The organism is Mesorhizobium sp. M0800 (assembly GCF_040320095.1).
GTDB lineage: Bacteria > Pseudomonadota > Alphaproteobacteria > Rhizobiales > Rhizobiaceae > Mesorhizobium.
Window position 1 is genome coordinate 1 of sequence record NZ_JAMYOZ010000050.1, and the last position, 21,715, is coordinate 21,715.

The 21,715-nt window shown below is 62.7% G+C and carries 21 protein-coding genes; 10 read left to right on the forward strand and 11 right to left on the reverse strand.

The window, feature by feature from the left end; all coding sequences use genetic code 11:
- Nucleotides 1-127: 127 nt before the first annotated feature.
- Nucleotides 128-1,018 carry an SH3 domain-containing protein gene (locus NKI18_RS31615; RefSeq protein ID WP_352621817.1) on the reverse strand — a complete coding sequence of 297 codons (891 nt, stop codon included), beginning with the start codon at nt 1,016-1,018 and terminating at the stop codon, nt 128-130.
- A gap of 262 nt (nt 1,019-1,280) precedes the next feature.
- On the opposite strand from NKI18_RS31615, the gene NKI18_RS31620 reads away from it, so the two are divergent.
- The gene (locus NKI18_RS31620) at nt 1,281-3,701 is read left to right on the forward strand and encodes a DNA/RNA non-specific endonuclease (RefSeq protein WP_352621819.1); all 2,421 of its coding nucleotides are present in this window, start codon (nt 1,281-1,283) and stop codon (nt 3,699-3,701) included.
- A gap of 86 nt (nt 3,702-3,787) precedes the next feature.
- Here the strand turns inward: NKI18_RS31620 and NKI18_RS31625 are convergent, their stop codons facing one another.
- Nucleotides 3,788-4,534 (reverse strand): metallophosphoesterase family protein, encoded by a 747-nt coding sequence (locus tag NKI18_RS31625; RefSeq protein WP_352621820.1) that lies wholly within the window; start codon nt 4,532-4,534, stop codon nt 3,788-3,790.
- A gap of 94 nt (nt 4,535-4,628) precedes the next feature.
- On the reverse strand, nt 4,629-4,982 hold the full coding sequence (locus NKI18_RS31630; RefSeq protein ID WP_352621822.1) for an ArsR/SmtB family transcription factor: 354 nt from the start codon (nt 4,980-4,982) through the stop codon (nt 4,629-4,631).
- Between the two features lie 193 nt (nt 4,983-5,175).
- On the opposite strand from NKI18_RS31630, the gene NKI18_RS31635 reads away from it, so the two are divergent.
- Entirely contained in the window at nt 5,176-6,354 is a 1,179-nt protein-coding gene (locus NKI18_RS31635) for an MFS transporter (RefSeq protein ID WP_254820339.1), read from the forward strand.
- Between the two features lie 38 nt (nt 6,355-6,392).
- Here the strand turns inward: NKI18_RS31635 and NKI18_RS31640 are convergent, their stop codons facing one another.
- A complete protein-coding gene (locus NKI18_RS31640) occupies nt 6,393-6,851 on the reverse strand; it encodes a MarR family winged helix-turn-helix transcriptional regulator (RefSeq protein ID WP_352621824.1) in 459 nt (152 codons plus the stop codon).
- A gap of 193 nt (nt 6,852-7,044) precedes the next feature.
- Here NKI18_RS31640 and NKI18_RS31645 point away from each other — a divergent pair, with 193 nt between their 5' ends.
- Nucleotides 7,045-7,836 carry an SDR family NAD(P)-dependent oxidoreductase gene (locus NKI18_RS31645; RefSeq protein ID WP_352621826.1) on the forward strand — a complete coding sequence of 264 codons (792 nt, stop codon included), beginning with the start codon at nt 7,045-7,047 and terminating at the stop codon, nt 7,834-7,836.
- 11 nt (nt 7,837-7,847) lie between these two features.
- Here the strand turns inward: NKI18_RS31645 and NKI18_RS31650 are convergent, their stop codons facing one another.
- Nucleotides 7,848-8,447, reverse strand: a complete 600-nt coding sequence (locus tag NKI18_RS31650) for a LysE family translocator (RefSeq protein WP_352621828.1) — start codon at nt 8,445-8,447, stop codon at nt 7,848-7,850.
- A 92-nt stretch (nt 8,448-8,539) separates the two neighbouring features.
- Here NKI18_RS31650 and NKI18_RS31655 point away from each other — a divergent pair, with 92 nt between their 5' ends.
- Nucleotides 8,540-9,409, forward strand: coding sequence for a LysR family transcriptional regulator (locus NKI18_RS31655; RefSeq protein WP_352621830.1), 870 nt, complete (start codon nt 8,540-8,542; stop codon nt 9,407-9,409).
- A 53-nt stretch (nt 9,410-9,462) separates the two neighbouring features.
- Here the strand turns inward: NKI18_RS31655 and NKI18_RS31660 are convergent, their stop codons facing one another.
- Nucleotides 9,463-10,116 carry a dihydrofolate reductase family protein gene (locus tag NKI18_RS31660; protein ID WP_352621831.1) on the reverse strand — a complete coding sequence of 218 codons (654 nt, stop codon included), beginning with the start codon at nt 10,114-10,116 and terminating at the stop codon, nt 9,463-9,465.
- A 153-nt stretch (nt 10,117-10,269) separates the two neighbouring features.
- Entirely contained in the window at nt 10,270-11,637 is a 1,368-nt protein-coding gene (locus NKI18_RS31665) for an Nramp family divalent metal transporter (protein WP_352450711.1), read from the reverse strand.
- A 236-nt stretch (nt 11,638-11,873) separates the two neighbouring features.
- Here NKI18_RS31665 and mntR point away from each other — a divergent pair, with 236 nt between their 5' ends.
- From mntR to NKI18_RS31680, 3 genes are all read left to right on the forward strand, one after another.
- On the forward strand, nt 11,874-12,329 hold the full coding sequence (mntR, locus tag NKI18_RS31670; RefSeq protein WP_023678308.1) for a manganese-binding transcriptional regulator MntR: 456 nt from the start codon (nt 11,874-11,876) through the stop codon (nt 12,327-12,329).
- 223 nt (nt 12,330-12,552) lie between these two features.
- Nucleotides 12,553-13,470, forward strand: a complete 918-nt coding sequence (ypfJ, locus tag NKI18_RS31675) for a KPN_02809 family neutral zinc metallopeptidase (protein WP_352450712.1) — start codon at nt 12,553-12,555, stop codon at nt 13,468-13,470.
- A gap of 151 nt (nt 13,471-13,621) precedes the next feature.
- Complete coding sequence (locus tag NKI18_RS31680; RefSeq protein ID WP_352621834.1) at nt 13,622-14,890, forward strand: TCR/Tet family MFS transporter; 1,269 nt, start codon at nt 13,622-13,624, stop codon at nt 14,888-14,890.
- A 55-nt stretch (nt 14,891-14,945) separates the two neighbouring features.
- Here NKI18_RS31680 and carA read toward each other — a convergent pair whose 3' ends face one another.
- Nucleotides 14,946-16,163, reverse strand: a complete 1,218-nt coding sequence (carA, locus tag NKI18_RS31685; protein WP_352621836.1) for a glutamine-hydrolyzing carbamoyl-phosphate synthase small subunit — start codon at nt 16,161-16,163, stop codon at nt 14,946-14,948.
- Nucleotides 16,164-16,482: 319 nt separating this feature from the next.
- Between carA and NKI18_RS31690 the strand changes: the two genes are divergently transcribed.
- Both NKI18_RS31690 and NKI18_RS31695 read left to right on the forward strand, forming a co-directional pair.
- Nucleotides 16,483-16,932, forward strand: coding sequence for a GatB/YqeY domain-containing protein (locus NKI18_RS31690; protein ID WP_023678304.1), 450 nt, complete (start codon nt 16,483-16,485; stop codon nt 16,930-16,932).
- A 56-nt stretch (nt 16,933-16,988) separates the two neighbouring features.
- The gene (locus NKI18_RS31695; RefSeq protein WP_352621838.1) at nt 16,989-17,540 is read left to right on the forward strand and encodes a GNAT family N-acetyltransferase; all 552 of its coding nucleotides are present in this window, start codon (nt 16,989-16,991) and stop codon (nt 17,538-17,540) included.
- Nucleotides 17,541-17,542: 2 nt separating this feature from the next.
- On the opposite strand, the gene NKI18_RS31700 is transcribed toward NKI18_RS31695, so the two are convergent.
- The 3 genes from NKI18_RS31700 to NKI18_RS31710 all read right to left on the reverse strand — a co-directional run bounded on the left by NKI18_RS31700 (nt 17,543) and on the right by NKI18_RS31710 (nt 20,859).
- Entirely contained in the window at nt 17,543-18,724 is a 1,182-nt protein-coding gene (locus NKI18_RS31700; RefSeq protein WP_352450716.1) for an MFS transporter, read from the reverse strand.
- A gap of 128 nt (nt 18,725-18,852) precedes the next feature.
- On the reverse strand, nt 18,853-19,062 hold the full coding sequence (locus tag NKI18_RS31705) for a DUF2061 domain-containing protein (protein WP_352621840.1): 210 nt from the start codon (nt 19,060-19,062) through the stop codon (nt 18,853-18,855).
- A gap of 132 nt (nt 19,063-19,194) precedes the next feature.
- On the reverse strand, nt 19,195-20,859 hold the full coding sequence (locus NKI18_RS31710) for a Na/Pi cotransporter family protein (RefSeq protein ID WP_352621842.1): 1,665 nt from the start codon (nt 20,857-20,859) through the stop codon (nt 19,195-19,197).
- A 378-nt stretch (nt 20,860-21,237) separates the two neighbouring features.
- Between NKI18_RS31710 and NKI18_RS31715 the strand changes: the two genes are divergently transcribed.
- A complete protein-coding gene (locus NKI18_RS31715; RefSeq protein WP_352621844.1) occupies nt 21,238-21,627 on the forward strand; it encodes an RcnB family protein in 390 nt (129 codons plus the stop codon).
- Nucleotides 21,628-21,715: the final 88 nt, after the last annotated feature.

Sequence of the window (21,715 nt, forward strand, 5' to 3'; positions counted from 1 at the left end):
GAGTAGGGGAGTAGGGGAGTAGGGGAGTAGGGGAGTAGGGGAGTAGGGGAGTAGGGGAGTAGGGGAGTAGGGGAGTAGGGGAGTAGGGGAGTAGGGGAGAGTTCGAGCGCCCTTTAAACATATTGCCCTACTGCCCTACTGCCTTATTCCCCTTACCACTATCCCCCAGCGCCAACTGGTCCGTGATCTCGAAGCGTTCGGAAGCACCGACGCGGATCATGTTCAGGCTGCCCTCGCGGGTGAAGCGGAATTCGCCGGGTGCGTCCGCACCGGCCGGCTTGCCGGCCTTGAAGCTGATGATGCGCGTGCCGCCATCGGGCCAGGTCACGGTCACGTCGGTCTTGTCGCCGGTGCGCGCGACGCCTGCCTTGCAGCTGGTCATTGGCTGGCCGAGATAGCGCGCGCAGGGGATGACGTTGCCAGCACCGGGGACCGGTGTCCCCGGCGGCTGAAGCCGCGCAACAGTCTGTGCGTCGGCCGGAGGCGCCGCATTGACCGCGCCGAAATTCCGGACGGGGTCCGCAGCCACGGGCGCCGATCCATCAACCGGTCCAGTCGAGGGGTTTCCAGCGGCCAGGGCCAGGCGGTAAGCATCCTCGATCGCCACCTTGCCGATTGCGTCAGCGGAGTTCAGCGCCGTTTCGGGAGCGGTTGCGCCGAGGCGCGTTGTCAGATCGGGCAGTGGTTGAGAGGCAGGGCTCTCCGTATTGGCCGCCGCCTGGGGTGTCACTTGCTGGGGATTGATAGGATCGAGGTAGCGCGCCGGCGCCCATCCGCTCAGTTTGGGGTCGTCAATGTCTTCAACCTTGCACCATTTGTAACCGCTGATGTCGCCGCAGCCGAGATTTTTCACGCTCGAACCGCTCGGCAGCCGCGCCTCGATCTTGCCCATGGCCGACGCCGTGGCGCGCACGTTCAGGAGATCATCCGGAGCAAGACCCGTCACAATCGAGATAATGGGCTCCGGCTCCTGGCCGTTGGCCGGCAACTCCGCCAGCATCAGCGGAGCGGCAACCATCGCAAGCAGCGTCGTCGGGAGTGTTACTGTGCGCCTAATCATCTGCCATGGCGGTAGGTTCAATTGCCGAAGGCGCGGCCAGGCACGAAAGCGCCATCGCACGCCAGCCGGTTTTTATAGGCGACGAGACGGCGCTGTGTAAGCCCGAAAAGGTGCCGCGTGTTGAATCGCGACCAGGCCACTTCCGTGAACTAACAGCCGGCAAAATATTGCACATTTCATGTAAATATGCACTCTCTCAAGTAAGGTTGAGGAGGGAAATATGGTCGACCTTGAAATATTTGCGCAGGTGGAAAACATAGTTCGCCAGCGTATCAAGAAAACGCGCGCCGAGATTGAGGCTTCACTTGGTCACATCGCCAACGGCAATCCGCTGGCCGCCGAACAGACCCTCTCCAGGCGCCTCGACAGGTTGCAGGTAAAGGCGTCGCTCAGCCGCACCGAAGCGGAGATGATATCGGCAGCGATCGACATGAGGTCTGCCGGGGAAAGAAAGGCCGCCGCCAAGCAGCCAGGGCCGGAGGCAATTCTCGGCCCAACGCTCGATTTCATCGGGATCGCATTCCTCGAGCGTGGGCGCCGTGCTGCCGATGCGGTCGGCCGCGTTGCCTTTCTCAACGGCAATCCACAAGGATCGGGTTTTCTGGTCGGGCCAAGGCTGTTCCTCACAAACAACCATGTGATTTCGTCGCCGGCGGATTCCCGGCGCTTCCAGGTCCAGTTCGATTATGAGCAGGACGGTGCGAATGCCGTGCGTACGCCGACGACGTTCCTGTTCGATCCTGAATCCTGTTTCGTGACCGATAGCATAGAGGGTCTGGACTATACGCTGATCGGAGTTGGCGAGCGGCGTTCCGGTCCAAAGGAACTGGGGGAGTTCGGTTTTATCTCGCTGTCGGATGCGCGCGACAAGCATATGCTCGGCGAAATCGCCAACATCGTTCAGCATCCCGATGGCCGCTTCAAGGAACTGGTGTTGCGTGAAAACCGGCTGGTGGCCCGCGACGAAACGGTGCAAGTGCTGCACTATGTCGCCGACACCGAACAGGGTTCGTCCGGCTCCCCGGTCTTCAACAATGAATGGGAACCTATCGCCCTGCACCATTGGGCCGGCCCGTTCCACGAGGTGACGGGCATAGGTGGCTATGCGCTTGCGCGTGAGATCAACGAAGGCATACGGATCAGCGCCATCGTTGACGATCTGGGTGCTAGAAAGTCCAAGCTGCCGGGCTCCTCGGCATCGGCGGTTTCGCAAGCTCTGGCGATTTGGGCCGGCATGCCGCGCATGATGGACGAGACAGTTCGGCTGAACGCCGATATTCGCGAAGATGTGCCGGACAAGCCGGTGCAGCGGCCGGAACCGGATCGCAATCCGCCGGCGACGAGACACAATGCCGATGGCTCGGTCACCTGGACTTTTCCCGTCGAGATAAATGTCCGGGCGCCGCTGATCGACGGAGGCGATGCGAGACGAAACGACGGCAAAGGCCCGGCAAGCGAACCCGGGAAGGTGGCCATCGCCGAGGCCGCGGGTTGGAAAACAGAGGATTTCGACGATCGTGGAGGGTATGAGCCCGGCTTCATACCAGGCTTTGTCCTGGCAATGCCGACGGTTGCCAATTCACCCTACCGGTTGGCCAAAAACCTTCTTGCCAAACCGGGAGAGGACCCACACGAATTGCGCTACCATCATTTTTCGATCTTGATGAACGCCGATCGCAGGCTTGCCTTCGTCACCGCCTGCAATATCGATGGATCCCGCACCAAGGCGGTCAATCGTGAGGACAAGACGGTCATCGACAACCCGTCGCTTGTCGAATTGGGGGTGGAGTCGATTTCCGGTTCGGAAGCCAGCGATGCTTTCCGGCCGGATCGGCGCATCGACCTTGGCGAGCAGATGAACCAGGAATTCTATTCGAGCCAGAATGTGCCTGGATTTCCCGTCGCAAAATCCAAGGAACGAATCGCTCGAATGTTCCAGAAGGGCCATATTACACTTCGCGGCGACCCCGCATGGGGCGTCGATCAGGAGGCGGTCGCGGCAGAACGCGACACGTTCTTTTATACCAATGCTGCGCCGCAAGTCGGCTTCTTCAATCAAGGAAGCTCGCTTAACCATCCCGGCTCCAAAGGGAAGTTGAGATGGCGCGCGGTAGAAACCTATGTGCTGCGCAACGCCTATACGACGCGAGGCCGTGTCACGGTGTTTGCCGGGCCAGTGTTCGGCGAGGACGATCCTCCCTACCGCTTCGACAGCCATGTTCCGCTGAAGTTCTGGAAGATCGCGCTGTGGTCCGATCGAGCTGGCCTGCGCGCCATCGCGTTGCTTGCGGACCAGAAGCCGGTTTTGGAAGTGATGCCCGAAGCGTTCGGCGAGCGTGCCGAGGCATTCGATGACCCGCTTGAAATTGCCAGGGTATCGGAGTTCCTTTCGACGGTGGCCGAGATTGAAGAGCTGACCGGCCTGAACTTTGGCCAGCAGGTGCGCGACGCCGACATTCGGGCCGGTTCCGAATCCGCCCCAGCACAGACTTTCAACCCAACGCAACTAGCGCCCAAGACGTCACGGCCAAAGGCTTCGGCGACCAAGACTTCGACGTCCAAGACTTCGACGTCCAAGACTTCGGCGGCCAGCGCCCGACGTCCTGCCAAGCGATCGAAGCGATCGGCGTCTGACGACTGAAGATTGGACCGGTCGCGACTTCTGCCGCTCGAAGGCGGTCATCCGTTCAGCTAGGCATGAGCAAGCTCAGCCTGGCATGAGCAAGCTCAGCCCGGCATGAAGCCCGTGCGCAGCGCGTGAGCCCATTCGGGCCGTCCCGCCTGCTCGGCCTGATACGCCGCCGCCTCATGGTCATAGTCGACGGCGATGGATTCGAAACGATCGGAATGCAAGTCGACGATGCCGTAGCGGGCGTGCGGCGAACCCTGTTCGGAGACATGCGCCGGCGGGGTTGAATCGTCATAGGCGGGGCAGCCGATGCTGCCCGGGTTGAAGATGACCGGACCGCCGGGAATGCGGACCAGCTCGCTGCGATGGCTGTGGCCGCAAAGCATGATGCGGCAGGCGGGATCGATCGCGCCGAGGCGCCGCTCGATTGCGACCAGCGGCGCGCGCACCAGCCGGCCGTCGACGATCGCGTCAGTCAGGTATTTTTCATCGTGGTCGGGCCGGGCGTGGAAGGCGAGTATGCCGGGCGCCACCTCCAGCGTGACGGGCAGCGCAAATAGCGCCTCGCGTTGCCCTGCGGTCAGCCGTTCCTGCGCGTAGCGGTCGGACGGCCACATGGTCTCGTCGGCGGTGTCGCGGGCAACGCGGCGGTCGTGGTTGCCGCGCACCGTCGGCAGGTCGAGCGTCTCGAGCCGCTCCATGGTCTCGCGCGGCCAGAGCGGGCCGGAAACGCAATCGCCGAGATTGACGATGAGGTCGGCGCCGCCGCGCTGCCGCAGATCATTGAGCACGGCGTCGAGCGCCAGGACATTGCCGTGGATGTCGGCGAGGACGGCAATGCGCATGGCAGGCTCCGTTAATTGGAATGGCTGGAGGGCGGGTGAAGCTACTTTGCTCGCCTCGCGAGGCGGGCGAGAGCGGAACCCAGCTTCGGGTCGTTCAGGCGCGGACTTCGACCTCGTGGCCGCCGACCGCCGGCAACGATGCGTCGCCGGCCGCGGCAATAACACTGTCGAGCAGGCCCGGGAAGCGGCGGTCGAGATCGTCACGGCGCAGCGTGATCAGCCGGCTGGTTCCAACCGCCTCGGTGCGGGTGACGCCGGCCTCACGCAGCTTGGCCAAATGGTAGCTCAGATTGGTCTTCGAGCAGAGATCGAGGAACCGGCTGCAATTCAGCGGCACGCCCTCTTTGCTGGCGAGATAGCGCACGATGGCCAGTCGCGTCGGGTCGCCGAGCACGGCAAGCACGTTCGGCAGGCTGATCTGGTCGGCGGTGGGATGGGGCAAGGTCATGGCCAGGAATTAAGCACATTCGGAGCCGATTTCAACGCATCTCCTCTCGTGGCTAATGGACACATAGTTTCGTTCCGTCGCCCCGTCCTGACACCGGGCTGTCAGGATGGTTCGGCTATTTTGCAGCGGCTTTATTGACATCATGCCCTGTTATGTCCAATTGTTCAATAACCTTTGAACTAAGGAAATTGCCATGGATAAGCGCCTCATCTGGCTTGCGCTCGGATCGTTCACGATTTCGACCGAAGGTTTCGTCATCTCCAGCCTTTTGCCCGACATTGCAAAGGATGCCGCCATCTCCGTTCCGCTCGCCGGCACGCTGATCACCGCGTTTGCGCTCGCCTATGCGATCGGCACGCCGATCCTGGCAACGCTGACCGGCGAATGGGACCGGCGCCGCGTCATCCTGTGGACGCTGGTGTTCTTCGTGTTGGGCAACGTCGCCGCGGCGCTAAGCTCCTCCTTCGAATTGCTGTTGATCGCGCGCATCGTCATGGCGCTGTCGTCAGGCTTGTTCGCGGCGACCGCACAGGGAACGGCCGTTGCGCTTGTCGACGATCATCACCGCGCCCGCGCCATTGCCGTGGTCGTCGGCGGCACTACGGTTGCGGTCGCGGTCGGAGCACCGCTCGGCGCGCTCGTTGCGACGGTTGCCGGCTGGCGCGGCACCTTCTTTGCCATTGCCGGCCTTGGTGCGCTCGCCGGCGCGATCCTGTGGTACCGGCTGCCGCGCGGCATCGTCGGCACCAGGCTGCCGCTCCGGATGCGGCTGGCAGCGGCACTTCGCCCCGGCGTCATGCCTATCCTGGTGACGACCATCCTGGCCCTGATCGGCGCCTTCACCGTCTTTGCCTTTGTCGCGCCGCTCGCGATCGAAGGCGGCGGACTGAACCCGATCGCGCTTCCCGGAATGCTGCTCGCTTTCGGCGTTGGCGCGGTCATCGGCAATATCGGCGGCGGTCAGGCCGCCGACCGTTTCGGCGCGACGCGCACCGTCTGCTGGTCGCTGGCGCTGAGTGCCGCCATGCTGGTCACGTTTTCGCTGATCCCGATGTTCCTGCCGCGCGAGATCGCCGGGCCGGCGCTCATGGCCATGATGGTGCCGTGGGGCATCGTCGGCTGGGCGTTCCCGCCGGCGCAGGCCAGCCGTATCATCAAGCTGGCGCCCGATGCCGCGCCCATCGTGCTATCGCTGAACGCTTCGGCGCTCTATCTCGGCGTGGCACTGGGTGCCGTGGTCGGCGCCGCTGTGCTGCGCTATGGCGCACCGGCCGACCTCGGCGTGGTCGCGGCGGCATTCCCGATCATTGGTCTGGGCGTGGTGCTGGCGGGCCATCTGGCGGCGCGCCCGGTGGCGATGCCGGCCGAATAAGGCTTGTTAGCGGAGCTTGGCTGCCCGCCGCCGATAATTCAAGTCGCGGCGGGCGGTGCGTCAAAATCCAGCACGGCGATTTCGTCTAGCGCCGCTCGCAGGCTTGCCGCCTGCTCTTTTCCAAACATCTCCTCGAAGCGCTGCTGAGCGACTTGCCACAGCTTCAGAGCTTCTTCGAGCTTGATCCGGCCCTGCGATGTCAGCCTGACGCGCCTGATGCGGCGGTCGACAGGGTCGGCGAAGGTCTCGACATAGCCGTCCCGGATCAGCGGCTTTAGCGTATGACCGAGGGCCGACAGGTCCATGACGAGGGCCGCGGCAATGGCCCCCATCGTCGGTTCGTCGCCGATGTGGATCTGGTATAGCAGGCCCTGCTGGGTGGCCTTCAGGCCTGAGGGCGCGAGCACATCGTCATAGAACTGGCCGAGTTTCCGCGTCGCGCGGCGCAGCATGGCGTTGTTGCAAAGCGTCAGGCCGGGCGGGGTGGTTTGGGACATTGGCGGATTTCCAATGAGGGGACCGGAAGGGACCCCTCGATGCGAACCAGAAATAGTCCTTGCTCGGCGGATTGACAAGATGATGGCATATGCCTATGTTCTAATAGTGGCATATACCATTAATCAGTCTGCCAGTCGAAGCAAGGGGTGTTGCCCTGCGGCTCTGGCGTTTGGAACCAGAAGGAACAAGACAATGAGCAATCAGCACAAAGGCACGGCGGTCGTCACCGGCGCCTCCTCCGGCATCGGCGCGGTCTATGCCGACCGGCTCGCCGGCCAAGGTTACGATCTGGTGTTGGTGGCACGGCGCGCCGACCGGCTGAAGGAATTGGCGGAGAGGCTCCGCTACGCGTATGGTATCAAAGTCAGCGTCATCAGCGCCGACTTGGCCGACGACGGCGATCTGCGGCGGGTCGAGCAGGCGATATCAATCGACGACAGCGTGACGCTGCTGGTCAACAATGCAGGCCTTGGCGGCGCGCAGATGGTGGCAACGGCCGATGCCGATGTCGCCGAGCGCATGATCAAGGTCAATGTCGTGGCGCTGACTCGCCTGACGCGCGCGGTGCTGCCGGGACTGCTGTCCCGCAACCGCGGCGCCATCGTCAACATCGCCTCGGTGCTGGCCTTCGATACCTCGTTCGGCGGCATCTACAGCGGCACCAAAGCCTACGTCGTCAACTTCACCGAGGCCTTGCAGCGGGAAGTCGCCGATAGCAAGGTAGCTGTACAGGTCGTGCTGCCGGGAGCCATCCGGACCGAGTTCTGGGAAGTCGCCGGAAGCGATATTGCCAACGTGCCGCAAGAGATCGTCATGACGGCCGACAATCTGGTCGATGCGGCGCTTGCCGGCCTGGCCAAGGGCGAAACCGTCACCGCGCCCGGGCTCTCCGATCCGGCTGGGTTGGAAACCTATCTTGGTGCGCGGCAAGGTTTCTTCGGCAGCCTGCTGGCCGGCAAGCCGGCGGCACGCTACGCTGCCTGAAATAACTGATCTTACGCTGTCCGCCACATCGGGATGATCGAGGCGGCCAGCAGCAGGCCAAGCATGATGTTGAGCATGCGCCACTGCCGCTCGGTTCGCAGCAACCGGGCGAGCAGCGTGCCCGCCACGCACCACGCCGCCAGCGAGAGGGCCGCTGCAAGACCGAAGACCGTGCCGAGCAGCACGGCGAGCTGCAGCGGCCCGTTGGCGAGCGCGGCAAAGGATGCCGCCGCTCCCAGCCCCATGGCCCAACCCTTTGGGTTCATCCATTGCAGGCCGGCGCCGCCCAAAAAGCTGTTCGGCTTTGCCATGGCCACGTCCAGATTGGGCGGACCGCCGCGGCCGATCTTGAGGGCAAGCCACGTCAAATAGAGGGTACCGGCCATTTTCATTGCCAGTTGCAGCGAAGGAGCGGCGGCCAGCAGACCGGCGAGCCCGGCAGCACCTGCCGCAGCCACAGTGGCCAGGCCGGCCGCACTCCCGGCCATCAGCGGGATAGAGCGGCGAAAGCCGAACTGCGCGCCGGACGCCGTCGATAAGGTCGTGGCCATGCCGGGCGTTGAGGTTGAGACCAGCGCGAACAGGACGAGGGGAAGGACGGTTTCAAACATGCTGCTTCCTTTGAAGCCTGCACGGTAGGCTGTTTGGCTCATCAGTAAATGCAATGTTTGCTATGATTTGTATTAGCAAATATAATAGCCGGATGCTCCGCAATCTCGATACTGCCCTGATCCGAACCTTCGTCACCGTTGCCGATAAGGCCAGCATGACGGCGGCGGCCAATGCGTTGCATCTGACGCAAGGCGCCGTCAGCCAGCAGATCAAGCGCTTGGAAGAGGTTCTCGGCTGCAGCCTGTTCGAGCGCGATCGGCGTGGATTGCGGTTGACCCGCTCCGGCGAGCGATTATTCGGCAAGGGCAAGCGCCTGCTTTCCCTCAATGACGAGATCCTGGCGGAGATGGCGGGCGATGCAGTTGCCGGTCAGGTGCGGCTTGGCGTGCCGTACGACCTTGTCGGCACCTTGCTTGCGCCGGTGCTCAAGGCCTATGCCGAGGCGTATCCGCAGGTCGAGATCTCGCTTGTCTGCGCCTCGTCGCCGGAGCTGGCTGCGGCCTTGGCGGCCGGCACGATAGAGCTCGCGGTGATCGAGGAGCCGATCGGTCGATCGGCCGGCGAATGCCTTGTTGTCGACCGGCTGGTCTGGGTCGGTGCCAAAGGCGGCGGCGCCCGCAGCAAGCGCCCCTTGCCGGTTTCGATGGTGGCCGAGACCTGCGCGTTCCGCCCGGTGGTGCTGGAGGCGCTTAACGAGCACGGGCTGGAATGGCGCACCGTATTCGAAAACGGCAGCATCGACGCGACGACGGCGACGGTGCGTTCGGACTTGACCGTCACCACCTGGTTGGCGTCGACCGTGCCTGTCGACCTCGACATTTTGGCCAACGATCCGGAGCTGCCGTCATTGCCGAATTTTTCGATCAATCTGCATTTGCCGAAGCACGACGTCGCGCCGGCTGCACTGGCATTCGCGGGCCACCTCCGCGATGGGTTGGCACGGCGACGAGAAGCGGCTTAAAAACAGCAAAAAGGACGGCCAGTGTTCAGCCATCCTTGATCGCCCCGCGGCATCTACTTCCAGTTCTTGCGCCGCTCGATCTCGGCTTCGGACGGCTGCTCCGTGGCAAATGACCCGGTCTTGATCTCGCCGGAGCGTTCATAGCTCGCCATGAGGACGCCGGTGGTCGATGCCTGCGAACGGGTCAGCTTGAAGGCGGCAGGTATCGTGCCGCTGCCGAACAGTTTTTTGCCCTTGGCCAGCACCAGCGGGAAGATCAGCAAGCTGATCTCGTCGATCAGGTCATTGGCGAGCAAGGTCTGGATCAGCTCGCTCGATCCCTGAATGAGCAGGTCGGGGCCGTCCTCCTGCTTCATCCGGCGCAACGTCGCCACGACATCGCTGCCGAGCGGCTGGCTGTTTTGCCAGGACAGCGAATCCGGCCTGTGCGTCGCCACATATTTGGTGACGGCGTTGAAGCTCTCGGCGATCGGATCATTCTTCTGATAAGGCCAGTGGGCGGCGAAGATGTCGTAAGTCTTGCGGCCGAGAAGCAGCGCGAACGGTTTTGAAAACGTCTCGCCCATCGCGGCGCCCATCACATCGTCCCAGTAGTGAAACGTCCAGCCGCCGAATTTGAAGCCGCCGACAGGGTCCTCTTGCGGGCCGCCGGGCGCCTGCATGACGCCGTCGAGGCTGACGAATGTTGCGGCGATGATCTTCCTCATTGGAGCTCCCTTTCCCTGATCCGTGCCGTCATGGCCGGAGTTCGAGCCAGGACGGGCGAACGGACATTTATCCGACAGCGGCCGGCAAATTTCCAGGGTTGGAACGGCGGATGACTGCCGACCTGGTTGCGTCGGCTTGGAGAAGAGAAACGCTCAGCCCAGACCGACGACCGTATCGTAGAGCAGCTTGAAGTTGAGCACCAGGATGAGCCCGGCGACCACCCAGGCCAGCACGGCAACAGCGCGGGAAATGGCGAAATTGCCCATCTTGCGCTTGTCCGAGACGAACTGCACCAGCGGTACGACAGCGAAGGGGAGCTGCATCGACAGGATTACCTGGCTGAAGACCAGCAACTGGCCGGTTCCCTTCTCGCCATAGAGCGCGGTGACCACCACCACCGGGATGATGGCGATGCCGCGCGTCAGCAGGCGGCGCGCCCATTGCGGGATGCGCAGCCGCAAGAACCCTTCCATCACGATCTGGCCGGCGAGCGTCGCCGTCACCGTCGAGTTCAGGCCGGAGGCGAGCAGCGCTACGGCAAACAGGATGGAAGCGATGCCGAGGCCAAGCAGCGGCGACAGAAGCTCGAAGGCCTGGCCGATCTCGGCAACGTCATGATGACCGGTGCCGTGGAACGCCACCGCCGACACGATCAGGATGGAAGCATTGACGAACAACGCCAGTATCAGCGCGATGGTCGAGTCGGTCGTCGCCCATTTAATGGCGTCGCGCTTACCGCGATCGGTGCGCTCATAGGCGCGGGTCTGCACGATCGAGGAATGCAGATAGAGATTGTGCGGCATCACCGTGGCGCCGATGATGCCGATGGCGATGTAGAGCATGGCCGGATTGGTGACGATCTCGGACGACGGCACGAACATCGCGTGCAGGATGGAGCCGACCGGCGGGGCGGCGGCAAAGATCTGAATGGCGAAGCAGCCGAAGATGATAATCAAAAGCGCTATGATGAAGGCCTCGAGGAAACGGAAGCCCTTGTTCATCAGCAGCAGCAGCAGGAAGGCATCGAGCGCGGTGATAATGGCGCCGCCGATCAGCGGAATCCCGAACAGCAGTTGCAAGGCGATCGCCGTGCCAATGACCTCGGCCAGGTCGCAGGCGATGATGGCCAATTCGCAAGCGACCCAAAGCATGAAATTGACCGGTCGCGGATAATAGGCGCGGCACGCCTGCGCAAGGTCGCGGCCGGTGGCGATGCCGAGCCGGGCGGCGAGTGCCTGCAGCAGGATCGCCATCAGGTTCGACAACATGATGATGAAAAGCAGCGTGTAGCCGAATTGGGCCCCGCCGGCGAGGTCGGTCGCCCAATTGCCCGGATCCATATAGCCGACCGAAACCATGTAGCCCGGCCCCATGAAGGCGAACAGCCGGCGAAGCCAGATCCCCGAGTGCGGCACCGCGATCGTTGCGTTGACTTCGCGAAGGCTGGGCTGCTCGTCGTCCTCCGGGCGGGCAAATCGCCACATGGACCGGGGGGCTGAGGTGGCTTCGGCTTCCGACATGAAATGGCTTTCCACTGGAACGATCGATGTTGTCTCCTTATCTATGCCACGGCTGAACATTATGCAATATGCTATATTTCATTGTCTGAGCTTTTTCTTGTGGCCGCTTGGCCGTGCGGCCGGAACGGCAGTGAACGCCGGTTGCGCCGGCCACCGAATGGAAATAAACGGCCAGAACCAATAGGGTTCCGTGTTATGACCGCAATGTCGATTCAAACTGCCGGGAGGAGCGCGTATTGGCGCTGAAGAAAAGACCGGTTCCTCGCGAAAAGCCGCTGCCTGACGCAGAAATCCACTCGGAAGGCTTCAGGCAGACGCGTGAAGCGCGCCGCAGCGCGCTGGTCGAGGATTATGTCGAGCTCATCGCCGACCTGATCGAGGATGGCAACGAGGCGCGCCAGGTCGATATCGCGGCACGGCTCGGCGTCGCTCAGCCGACGGTGGCGAAAATGCTGACGCGGCTGTGCGCCGACGGGCTGGTCTCCCGAAAGCCTTATCGCGGCGTGTTCCTGACCGATGCCGGCCGCAAGGTTGCGGAAGAGAGCCGCATTCGCCACCAGACGGTCGAGGCCTTCCTGCGCTCGCTCGGGGTCAGCGCAGAGACGGCGCGCATCGACGCCGAGGGCATCGAGCATCATGTCAGCGCCGAGACGCTCGAAGCCTTTCGCAAGGCAATAATCGCCGCCCGCTGAAATGCACGACCAGCGTATCTCTTCGCGCGACTCGCTTCCCACGAGCAGGGTGAACGGCACAGACCTTGCGATGTCTCGGACAGAGCAGGCAAGCGTCAGCAAGCATTGCTTGTTCGCACGAAAAATACTGTGACTTGGCGTAACCGTTGAGATAATTGTTGTCGTGTCCGATCGAACCGGGACACGGCCCGATCGGCCGGAAAATTGCATCACGGGGGTTGCCATGCTCTGGAAGGGCCGTCGTCAGAGTGACAATGTCGAGGACGAGCGCGGCCAGAGCGGCGGGCTTGGCGGCGGGCCGGGGCAGTTTCGCATCCCGATCGGCGGTCGCGCCGGCGGCGGCGGCATGTCGGGCATTATCATCGTAGGGTTGATTTTCCTGGCAGGGTGGTATTTCGGCTTCGACCCGAGTCAGATCCTCGATAACAGCGGCTTGCAGCCCGGCGGCGGCCAGATCACCGACAATAGCGGCGAGCAAGGCGGCGGCACCGGTGCGCCGGCATCCGACGAGATGAAGCAGTTCGTGTCGACCGTGCTGGCCGAGACCGAGGATACCTGGACTGGTATTTTCCAGTCCGAGGGCCTGACCTATCAAGATCCAAAACTGGTCCTGTTCAGCGGCCAGATTCGCTCCGCCTGCGGTTCTGCCTCGTCAGCGGCCGGACCATTCTACTGTCCCAACGATCGCAAGGTCTATCTCGACACCACCTTCTTCCAGCAGCTCGATCAGCAGTTCGGTGCCTCGGGCGATTTCGCACAGGCCTACGTGATCGCGCATGAGGTCGGCCATCACGTGCAGAACCTGGTCGGCATCCTGCCCAAATTCAACCAGATGCGGCAGAGCATGGGCGAAGCGGACGCCAACCACATGTCGGTGCAGGTCGAGCTCCAGGCCGACTGCTTTGCCGGCATTTGGGCACATTTCACCGGCCAGAAGGGCATTTTGGAGCAGGGCGACATGGCGGAGGCACTGAACGCCGCCAAGCAGATCGGCGACGACACGCTGCAGAAGAAGATGCAGGGCTACGTCGTGCCGGAAAGCTTCAACCACGGCACGTCGCAGCAGCGGCAGACCTGGCTGGCGCGCGGGTTCCAGAACGGCAAGCTTTCGGACTGCGACACGTTCAACAACCCGATCTGAACCGCCGGTTTTCTCGCTAATCCGAGAGATTGGATCGCAGTCAGGGGATGTCAGGATGAAAGCACTCGGCCCGTTCCCTCATTGTTCCCAGCGATGTGCTCGCCTATAAGGTGTGTTCCCGTTCGCTCGGGCGGCCCGTGGAGATACCATCATGATAGACCCCAAAACCGCCAGGCGGGGCCTTGCGCTTGTTTTCACCACCCTGCTGCTCGACATCATCGGCTTCGGCATCATTATGCCGGTGCTGCCGGCCTATCTCAGGGAATTGACCGGCGTCGGCATCAGCGAGGCGGCTATCGAGGGCGGCTGGCTGTTCTTCGTCTATGCGGCGATGCAGTTCGTTTTCGCACCAGTGATGGGCGGGTTGAGCGACCGGTTCGGGCGGCGGCCTATCCTGCTTGCCTCGGTGCTGACGTTCGCTATCGACAATCTGATCTGCGCTATCGCTTGGTCCTATCCGATGCTGTTCATCGGCCGCGTGCTGGCCGGCATTTCCGGCGCCAGTTATTCCACGACATCGGCGTTCATTGCCGATATCTCGACCGACGAAAATCGTGCGAAGAATTTCGGGCTGCTCGGCATTGCTTTCGGCGTCGGCTTCGTCATAGGGCCGGTTCTGGGCGGGTTGCTCGGCACGTTCGGGCCGCGTGTGCCGTTCTATTTCGCTGCCGGGCTTGCTTTCGCAAACTTTCTGATCGCGCTGTTTCTGTTGCCGGAAACACTTGATAACAAGCACCGTCGCCGCTTCGAGTGGAAACGCGCGAACCCGGTCGGCACGCTCGTCCAGATGCGCAACTACGAAGGTATCGGCTGGATCGGACTTGTCTTCTTTCTGATGACGCTGGGGCACATGATGTATCCTGCGGTCTGGTCGTTCGTCTCCAGTTATCGCTATGGCTGGAGCGAACAACAGATCGGCTTCTCGCTCGGCGCTTTCGGCCTGTGCGGGGCGATCGTCATGGCGACAGTCCTGCCGCGCGTGATCCCTAAGCTTGGCGAGTGGAAGACGGCGGTAATCGGTCTGGCATTTACCGCACTCAGCGCCTTCGGCTACGCCTTCGCGTCACAAGGCTGGATGATCTATGCAGTGATCGTCGTTGGATGTCTCGAGGCGTTGGCCGACCCGCCGCTCAGAAGCCTTGCGGCCGCGAAGGTGCCACCTTCCGCCCAGGGCGAACTCCAGGGCGCAATGACCTCGATCTTCTCGATCACCTCGATCATCACACCGCTGCTTTATACGGCGATCTTTTCCTGGTTCACGGGCCCGAGCGCGCCCGTGGTTTTCGGCGGTGCACCCTATCTGCTCGGCGCGATTTTCCTCACGCTGGCGCTCGTCGTGTTCGTCACCAGGGTGGCCAAGCCGACGCCGAAGGAAGTCAAACGCATGCACGCGCAGGAAGTGGTGACGGACGGGGCTTGATCGGCGCCGGGAGCCCGGCCGGCGCCGTCAGTCAAATCCGTTTTTACGCAATGCGCTAAACACGCTCGGCCAGTGCCGGCTCGCCGCGCTTTTCGCGGATCAAGTTGACGAAGCGGCGAAACAGATAGTGCGAATCCTGCGGGCCCGGCGAGGCTTCGGGATGATGCTGGACCGAGAATACCGGTCTGCCGGTGAGCGCAATGCCGCAATTCGAACCGTCGAACAGCGAGACATGCGTTTCCTCGACGCCGCTCGGCAATGAGTCGGCGTCGACGGCAAAGCCATGGTTCATCGAGACGATCTCGACCTTGCCGGTGGTGTGGTCCTTGACCGGATGATTGGCGCCGTGGTGGCCCTGATGCATTTTTGCGGTCTTGCCGCCCAGCGCCAGCGCCAGCATCTGGTGGCCGAGGCAGATGCCGAAAAGCGGGATTTCGGTCTTCAACAGATCCTGGATGACCGGAACGGCGTAGTCGCCGGTGGCTTCCGGATCGCCAGGGCCGTTGGATAGAAAAATGCCGTCGGGCCGCATCGCCAGGATCTCCTCGGCGCCGGTTTTTGCCGGCACCACAGTGACCTTGGCGCCGAGGCCGGCCAGCAGGCGCAATATGTTGCGCTTGACGCCGTAGTCGACGGCAACGACGTGCATCGACGGATCAGCCTGTTCGCCAAAGCCCTCGTTCCAGACCCAGGGCGTCTCGCGCCAGACCGATGACTGGCCGGAGGTCACCTCCTTGGCGAGATCAAGCCCGATAAGCCCTGACCATGCGGCGGCGCGGCGCTTGAGGTCATCGACGTCGAAGATACCGTCGGGCGCGTGCGCGATGACGGCATTGGGCACGCCCTTTTCGCGGATCAGCGCGGTCAGCGCCCGCGTGTCGATGCCCGAAAGTGCGACGATGCCGCGCTTCTTCAGCCACTGGTCGAGACCGGTTCCGGCGCGGTAATTCGACGGGTTGGTGACATCGGCCTTGAACACGGCGCCGACGGCGCCGGCGCGGGCCAGCGGGTTGAGGTCCTCGATGTCTTCGTCATTGGTGCCGATATTGCCGATATGCGGAAAGGTGAAAGTGACGATCTGGCCGGCATAGGATGGGTCGGTGAGTATCTCCTGGTAGCCGGTCAGCGCGGTGTTGAAGCAGACCTCGGCGACGGTGGAGCCGGTGGCGCCCAGACCGCGGCCCTCTATGACAGTGCCGTCGGCCAGCACCAGCAGGGCTGTCGGCCTCTCGCTGGCCCAAGGGGGGGTCGACGCGGCTGTCATCGTTGCCATGGCGGCACTCCTAAAGGTTGCGCCCTCAGTCGGCGCAGCAAAAGGCGCGAAGCGGCGATCTCACAGCCTCGGCGCGCTAAGTTTTCACTTGTGCCTGTCGTTGCCCAAAACCGCTACGCATTTTTGGGCGACGTGCACTAGAATTCAATTCATGCAAGGCCCAGTACATAGGGGAAGGCGCCAACGCGGTCAATGATGCCGCGCCGTGCGTGCCTGGATTTATTTCGTCGAACAATATCAGCGGTTTGCCGGACGCTATCGAATTTGCCTTGAGCTATCGGCACGACTATTGTCCGCGGCATTCGAAGGAGAAAGCACCATGCGAGGCAAAATCGCCGAATCCCTGAAGAGTGCGATGAAGGCGCAGGACAAGCGCCGGCTGCCGACATTGCGGCTGATCCAGGCGGCCATCCATGATCGCGACATCGCCAATCGCGGCGCCGGCAAGGAGCCGGCCAGCGACGACGAAATCCTGCAGATCCTGGCCAAGATGGTGAAGCAGCGCGAAGAATCGGCCAAGGCGTTCGATGACGGCAAGCGGCCGGAGCTTGCAGCGCAGGAGCGTGACGAGATGGCCATCATCCGCGACTTCCTGCCGACGCAACTGGGTCAGGCCGAGACGGAGAGCGCCGTCCGTTCCGCCATCGCCGAGACCGGCGCTAGCGGCGTCAAGGATATGGGCAAGGTGATGGCGGCGCTCAAGGAGAAATACGCCGGTCAGATGGATTTTTCCAAGGCGAGCGGCATCGTCAAGAGCCTGCTTCAGTAAGCTGCCGAAGGCCCTTGCCGTCGCGCCCGCAATCCGGCAGCCAAAAGCTCGCGCCCGTGATCGAACTCGTCAAACCGGCGCTTGAACACCTGCCGTCCTACAAGGCGGCCCTCGAGCGCGGCTGGTCGCCAGACAATGTGCGGCTGCTCGACGCGACGCGCGAGCAGCTTGCGGCTATCGAAAAGGATCCAGCGACTTTCCTTGGCGATCTCGACGATTCCGATGGCAAGGGACCGCCGACCACCTTGCCCGACGGTTCGACGGTGCCGCGGCTGCCCGGATTCCGGCGCTGGATCTGGGACGGGGAAGTCGCAGGCTCAATCGGCCTGCGCTGGCAGCACGGCACCGCGGCGCTGCCGTCGCATGTGCTCGGCCACATCGGCTATGCGGTGGTGCCGTGGAAACGGGGACGCGGCTATGCGACCGAGGCGCTGCGGCTGATGCTGGTGGGGGCGGTTGGCCTGCCCTTCGTCGAAATCACCTGCAAGCCTCACAATGTGCCCTCGCAGAAGGTCGTTCTGGCCAATGGCGGCCGGCTCGTCGGGCGTTTCTTCGAGGACGCCGCCTATGGCGGCGCGGAAAGCCTGCGCTACCGGATCGATCTGTAGCCCTATTCGGCGGCAGCCGGCAGCGGCGGCGCAGCCCGGCTTCGCCATTCCCAGACATGCGAGGCAAGCGCAACCGCGACCGCGACCAGCATGGCGATCGCGCCAACCACCGGCAGGCTGCGATAGCCATAGCCGGCATTGAGCATCGCCGCGCCGAGCGATGCGGCGAGCGCGATGCCGACATTGAAGCCCGACGGGATGAGCGACGAGGCAAGGTTGGAGGCGTCCGCGGTCCAGGTCAGGATGCGGGTCTGGATCGGCGTGCCGATGGCAAAGTTGAGGCCGCCCCAGACGAAGATCGCTATCACCATCGGCAGCGGGTAAGGGCTGACAGCGTAGATCAAGGCGAGCATTGCCGCCTGTAGGAAAAGCATGGCGATGAGCGATGGCATCAGCTTCCAGTCGGCGAGCCGCCCGCCGACGAAGACGCCGATCGTTGCGCCGACCCCATTGAGCAAGAGCACCCAAGGTATCCATTTCTCGTCGAGGCCTGTGACCTCAAGCAGCGTCGGCGTGATGTAGGTGAACAGGCCGAACTGGCCGATCATCAGCATCAGCATAATAATGAGCGAGGTCCAGACCTGCTGGCGTGCGAGCACGCGGACCTCGCTTCCAAGGCTCGCCGACGGGCTCGACGATCCCGTCTTGCGCGGCAGCAGGGCGCCGATTGCCGTGAAGGCCACCACACCGAGCGCGCACATCACCCAGAATGTCGCACGCCATCCCCAGATGTTGCCGATTGCCGTGCCGGCCGGAACGCCGATTACGTTCGATACGGTGAGGCCGGACAGGATCAGCGCCACCGCCATGCCGCGCTGGTCTTCGCGCACGAGGCCGACGGCCACCACCATGGCAACGCCGAAATAGGCGCCATGCGCCACGGCCACCGCTATCCGCAACAACAGCATCGAAGCGAAGTCGGGCGCCAGCGCGCAGGCGGCCTGGCCGATGGTGAAGGCTGCAGTCAGTCCAAGCAGCAGGGCCTTGCGGGAGAACCTTTTGGTGGCGAGCGCCAGCAGTGGGCCGCCGACTGCAATGCCGCCGGCATAGCCGGAAACGAGATAGCCGGCGGTCGGGATCGCGACGCCGAGGCCCTCCGCCACCTGCGGCAGCACGCCGGCGATGACGAATTCGGTGGTGCCGAAGGCGAAGGCGGCAATGAACAGGGCAATGAGGGGGAGCATGGCGGAAAGGCGATCCTCGGATAAGGTCGCCTCAAACCATGGATGAGGGCAGCGGGCAATCCAGAAATTGTCGACGCCGCTTTAGCTTTTCTTGATCGCCGGTCAGGCGCCCGCCGCGGAGGCAAGAGCTAGGCGGCTGCCTTGCTTCCATAAGGAATTTTCAGCCACGCTCGCTCGTGAAGATAGTAGAGCAGCGACTTGGTGACGACCTCGGTCAGGCCGATGGCCGCGGCGAGCTTGATGCTTCCGGTCACGACGAGCGAAATGATCATCGTGTCGATGGTGCCGGTGACGCGCCAGGAAAGCGCTTTGGCGAAGCTGCGAGAATGGGTGTCCATCGACTTTCCTTCCGGTAGATGCGGCGATCTTTAGCCGACAGACAGGAGGTGGCGCAAAGATAATTTTTGCGCATTGGCCCACAGCAATTTTCGTAGGCGATGTTCTGAAGCTACCCGGCCTGTGGACGCAATCTATCCAGCCTTCAGCCGCGAACCGGTGAGCAGGCCGCGCTCCTCAAGCACGGGATAGGCCATCGAGGCGAGCAGCGAGTTGATCTGCTTGAGGTCCCGAATGGTGTCTAGATGAATGGAGCTGGTCTCGACGCTCTTGGGGGTGCCGTCGCGCAGCCGCACGAAATGGCTCTGGCTGGTTTCCTTCTCGCGGTCGCGCAGCCGGTCCTTTTCCAGCACCAACTGGCGAGCGGTCTCCGGATCGCGGGACACCAGCACGTTGAAGGCAAGCCTGGCATTGGCAAGCACCAAGGCATGGAAGGCGCAAAGCTCACGCCATCCTTCCGGCGTGAACTCCAGCCCGCGCTCGAATTTCTTCTTCACGTGGACCAGCATGTTGCGCACGATGATGTCGCCGACCTGCTCCAGCTTGACGCAGGCGCCGATCAGCTCCTGGCAACGCAGCGCCTCGTCCTCGCTCAACGGGTTCTTGGTGACCTTGGCCAGATAGAGCTTGATCGCAGCGTGCTTCCTGTCGACGCGGTCGTCGAGTGCGGCCAACGCGCCGATCTTGTCGGCATCGGCGCTCTCATAGAGCTCGATGATCCGTTTCAGCATGATCTCGACCGTTTCGCAGACCCGCACCACCTCGCGGGTGGCGTTGGCCAATGCCTGGCTCGGCACGTCGAGCGCACTTTCGTTGAGCGCCGAAAGCTCGACGACGTCGAGCGCGTTGGCGGCCTGGGGCTTGGTGCCCAACGCCACGATCCTTTCCGAGGCGCGATAGACCAGGCTCGCCAGCGGTAGGCCGGCGATCAGGATCAGGATGTTGAAGACAATGTGGCCATTGACGATCTGCTCGGGCACCGTGCTGCCCAAGAAGGCGACCGGCGGCTTGAACGTCAGGAACAGGATCAGCATGATCAGCGAACCCATGCCGCGCATCAGGAGATTGCCGATCGGCACGATACGAACGCCGGGTTCTGCGTTGCGGGTTAGAAGCGGCGCGATGATCGAAGAGCCGAGATTGACACCGAGCACCAGCACGATGCCGAGTTCGGGCGGGATGAAGCCGCGGCCGGCCAGCGTCACCATCAGCAGCACCGCGGCGATCGAGGAATGGAACAGCCAGGTGACCAACGCCGCCAGAAGATAGGCGGTGACCGGATCGCCGGAGAAGTAATCGACGATGAGCGGCATCAGCGTGCTCTGGCGCAGTGGCTCCGACGCCTGGCCGATCATCTCCAGCGACAGAAGCAGCAGGCCGATGCCGACCAGGATGCGGCCGAACTGGCGCCAGTCGCGCCGCTCGGTGGCCATGAACATGACGGTGCCGGCGACCAGGCAGATCGGCACCAGCAGCGACAGATCGAAGGTGAGCAGCTTGACCACCAGTGCCGAGCCGATCTCGGCGCCGCGCACCGCAAGCTGGCCCGACATGCCGCTGACAATACCGGAGCCGGCGAATGAGCCGACCAGCAAGGTGACGGCGGTCGAGCTTTGCAGCGCGACAGCCAGGCCGCAGCCGGCCAGAACCGCCATGAACGGATTGCGCATTGTGGCGCGCAGTTTGTGGCGCAGCACATCGCCATAGGCGCGCTCGACGCCGGTCTTCACCAAACGGGTGGCAAACAGCATCAATGCGACCGCACCGGCAAGGTGCAGCAAAACGACAGAGCCACTCATGCCCGACCCCGCAACCCAACAGATGCCAGCGACGCGGGCGCCGTGACGTCAAGGGTGCAAAAGTGGGCGCGAATCGTGGACATTGCAGAGGTTGATATTACTCCGATTTATTTTAGCCGAATAATAAATTTTGCCCGGTTTCGACGCCTGTTGGCACGCGACGGAGCGTGTCGGAAATGGATGGTTGACAAAATGGTTGCATAGACTGCGGAGTTGCGGCGGGTCATGCGTCCATTCTCGGACGCCCGCTTTAAAGATAGCGCTGAATTAGTCGTTCTAAATGTAGGAAATCATTACGAAAACGTAATCTCGGTGTTCAGTTTCGGTTCATCCTCCCGGCTCTATTCCGTAGGCATCGACAACCAAGGAGTACCCGCCATGAAACGTATCGTTCTTTCCGCCATTGCCTTCTCGATGCTGGCTGCAACCGCCTTGCAGGGCCAGGCTGCACCACTGACCACACCAAACGCGCCGCAGTCGAACTACAGCCAGGTCGACTGGCAAAAGCGCGGCAGGCATGTCGACGTGAACAAGCATATCGATGTAAACAAGCGCGTCGTAGTGAAGAAGAAGATCGTCGTGAAGCGCAGCCATTGGCGCAACGGCCAGAGATATTCCAGCTGGAAGCGTCACCAGCCGATCCGCGACTATCGCCACTATGGCCTGCGCCGTCCGGGTCCCGGGCAGGAATGGATCCGGGTCGGCAACGACTATCTGCTGATCAGCGTTCTCTCCGGCCTGATCTTCGGCGCCATCGCCGCGCAGTGAGCCCGGAACGGCTGACCGCGCTGCGTCGGTTTAGATCGAGAAAGCGGCCGGCGGGCCGCCTTCTCTTTTGGCCCTGTGAAAACCGGGT